This window comes from Pseudomonas sp. FW305-E2 (assembly GCF_058782925.1).
The window spans coordinates 1-3,065 of record NZ_JBYSYE010000090.1; the positions used below are offsets into that span (position 1 = coordinate 1).

The following is a 3,065-nucleotide window of genomic DNA, read 5'->3' on the forward strand; positions in this document are numbered from 1 at the left end:
CTTTTGTCAGATCGTTCTTTAAAAATTCGGATATGTGATAGATATAGACTGAACACCAGTTTCACTGCTGGTGGATCAGGCTAAGGTAAAATTTGTGAGTTCTGCTCGAAAGAGCAACGTACGAATTTTCGGCGAATGTCGTCTTCACAGTATAACCAGATTGCTTGGGGTTATATGGTCAAGTGAAGAAGCGCATACGGTGGATGCCTTGGCAGTCAGAGGCGATGAAAGACGTGGTAGCCTGCGATAAGCTTTGGGGAGTCGGCAAACAGACTGTGATCCAGAGATCTCTGAATGGGGGAACCCAGCCAGCATAAGCTGGTTATCTTGTACTGAATACATAGGTGCAAGAGGCGAACCAGGGGAACTGAAACATCTAAGTACCCTGAGGAAAAGAAATCAACCGAGATTCCCTTAGTAGTGGCGAGCGAACGGGGACCAGCCCTTAAGTTGGTTTGAGATTAGTGGAACGCTCTGGAAAGTGCGGCCATAGTGGGTGATAGCCCCGTACACGAAAATCTCTTATCAATGAAATCGAGTAGGACGGAGCACGAGAAACTTTGTCTGAATATGGGGGGACCATCCTCCAAGGCTAAATACTACTGACTGACCGATAGTGAACCAGTACCGTGAGGGAAAGGCGAAAAGAACCCCGGAGAGGGGAGTGAAATAGAACCTGAAACCGTATGCGTACAAGCAGTGGGAGCCTACTTTGTTAGGTGACTGCGTACCTTTTGTATAATGGGTCAGCGACTTATATTCAGTGGCGAGCTTAACCGAATAGGGGAGGCGTAGCGAAAGCGAGTCTTAATAGGGCGTTTAGTCGCTGGGTATAGACCCGAAACCGGGCGATCTATCCATGGGCAGGTTGAAGGTTAGGTAACACTGACTGGAGGACCGAACCGACTACCGTTGAAAAGTTAGCGGATGACCTGTGGATCGGAGTGAAAGGCTAATCAAGCTCGGAGATAGCTGGTTCTCCTCGAAAGCTATTTAGGTAGCGCCTCATGTATCACTGTAGGGGGTAGAGCACTGTTTCGGCTAGGGGGTCATCCCGACTTACCAAACCGATGCAAACTCCGAATACCTACAAGTGCCGAGCATGGGAGACACACGGCGGGTGCTAACGTCCGTCGTGAAAAGGGAAACAACCCAGACCGTCAGCTAAGGTCCCAAAGTCATGGTTAAGTGGGAAACGATGTGGGAAGGCTTAGACAGCTAGGAGGTTGGCTTAGAAGCAGCCACCCTTTAAAGAAAGCGTAATAGCTCACTAGTCGAGTCGGCCTGCGCGGAAGATGTAACGGGGCTCAAACCATGCACCGAAGCTACGGGTATCATCGTATGATGATGCGGTAGAGGAGCGTTCTGTAAGCCTGTGAAGGTGAGTTGAGAAGCTTGCTGGAGGTATCAGAAGTGCGAATGCTGACATGAGTAACGACAATGCGAGTGAAAAACTCGCACGCCGAAAGACCAAGGTTTCCTGCGCAACGTTAATCGACGCAGGGTTAGTCGGTCCCTAAGGCGAGGCTGAAAAGCGTAGTCGATGGAAAACAGGTTAATATTCCTGTACTTCCAGTTATTGCGATGGAGGGACGGAGAAGGTTAGGCCAGCCTGGCGTTGGTTGTCCAGGTTTAAGGTGGTAGGCTGAAATCTTAGGCAAATCCGGGATTTCAAGGCCGAGAGCTGATGACGAGTTGCCTTTAGGCGACGAAGTGGTTGATACCATGCTTCCAAGAAAAGCTCCTAAGCTTCAGATAACTGGGAACCGTACCCCAAACCGACACAGGTGGTTAGGTAGAGAATACCAAGGCGCTTGAGAGAACTCGGGTGAAGGAACTAGGCAAAATGGCACCGTAACTTCGGGAGAAGGTGCGCCGGCGAGGGTTAAGGACTTGCTCCGTAAGCCCATGCCGGTCGAAGATACCAGGCCGCTGCGACTGTTTATTAAAAACACAGCACTCTGCAAACACGAAAGTGGACGTATAGGGTGTGACGCCTGCCCGGTGCCGGAAGGTTAATTGATGGGGTTAGCGCAAGCGAAGCTCTTGATCGAAGCCCCGGTAAACGGCGGCCGTAACTATAACGGTCCTAAGGTAGCGAAATTCCTTGTCGGGTAAGTTCCGACCTGCACGAATGGCGTAACGATGGCGGCGCTGTCTCCACCCGAGACTCAGTGAAATTGAAATCGCTGTGAAGATGCAGTGTATCCGCGGCTAGACGGAAAGACCCCGTGAACCTTTACTATAGCTTTGCACTGGACTTTGAATTTGCTTGTGTAGGATAGGTGGGAGGCTTTGAAGTGGGGACGCCAGTTCTCATGGAGCCATCCTTGAAATACCACCCTGGCAACTTTGAGGTTCTAACTCAGGTCCGTTATCCGGATCGAGGACAGTGTATGGTGGGTAGTTTGACTGGGGCGGTCTCCTCCCAAAGAGTAACGGAGGAGTACGAAGGTGCGCTCAGACCGGTCGGAAATCGGTCGTAGAGTATAAAGGCAAAAGCGCGCTTGACTGCGAGACAAACACGTCGAGCAGGTACGAAAGTAGGTCTTAGTGATCCGGTGGTTCTGTATGGAAGGGCCATCGCTCAACGGATAAAAGGTACTCCGGGGATAACAGGCTGATACCGCCCAAGAGTTCATATCGACGGCGGTGTTTGGCACCTCGATGTCGGCTCATCACATCCTGGGGCTGAAGCCGGTCCCAAGGGTATGGCTGTTCGCCATTTAAAGTGGTACGCGAGCTGGGTTTAGAACGTCGTGAGACAGTTCGGTCCCTATCTGCCGTGGACGTTTGAGATTTGAGAGGGGCTGCTCCTAGTACGAGAGGACCGGAGTGGACGAACCTCTGGTGTTCCGGTTGTCACGCCAGTGGCATTGCCGGGTAGCTATGTTCGGAAGAGATAACCGCTGAAAGCATCTAAGCGGGAAACTTGCCTCAAGATGAGATCTCACTGGGATCTTGAATCCCCTAAAGGGCCGTCGAAGACTACGACGTTGATAGGTTGGGTGTGTAAGCGCTGTGAGGCGTTGAGCTAACCAATACTAATTGCCCGTGAGGCTTGA

The 3,065-nt window shown here is 51.3% G+C and carries 1 rRNA gene; it reads left to right on the forward strand.

Annotated elements, in window-relative coordinates:
- Positions 1-176: 176 nt before the first annotated feature.
- Positions 177-3,065 (forward strand): 23S ribosomal RNA (locus AC3WLP_RS27800); the annotation flags it as partial.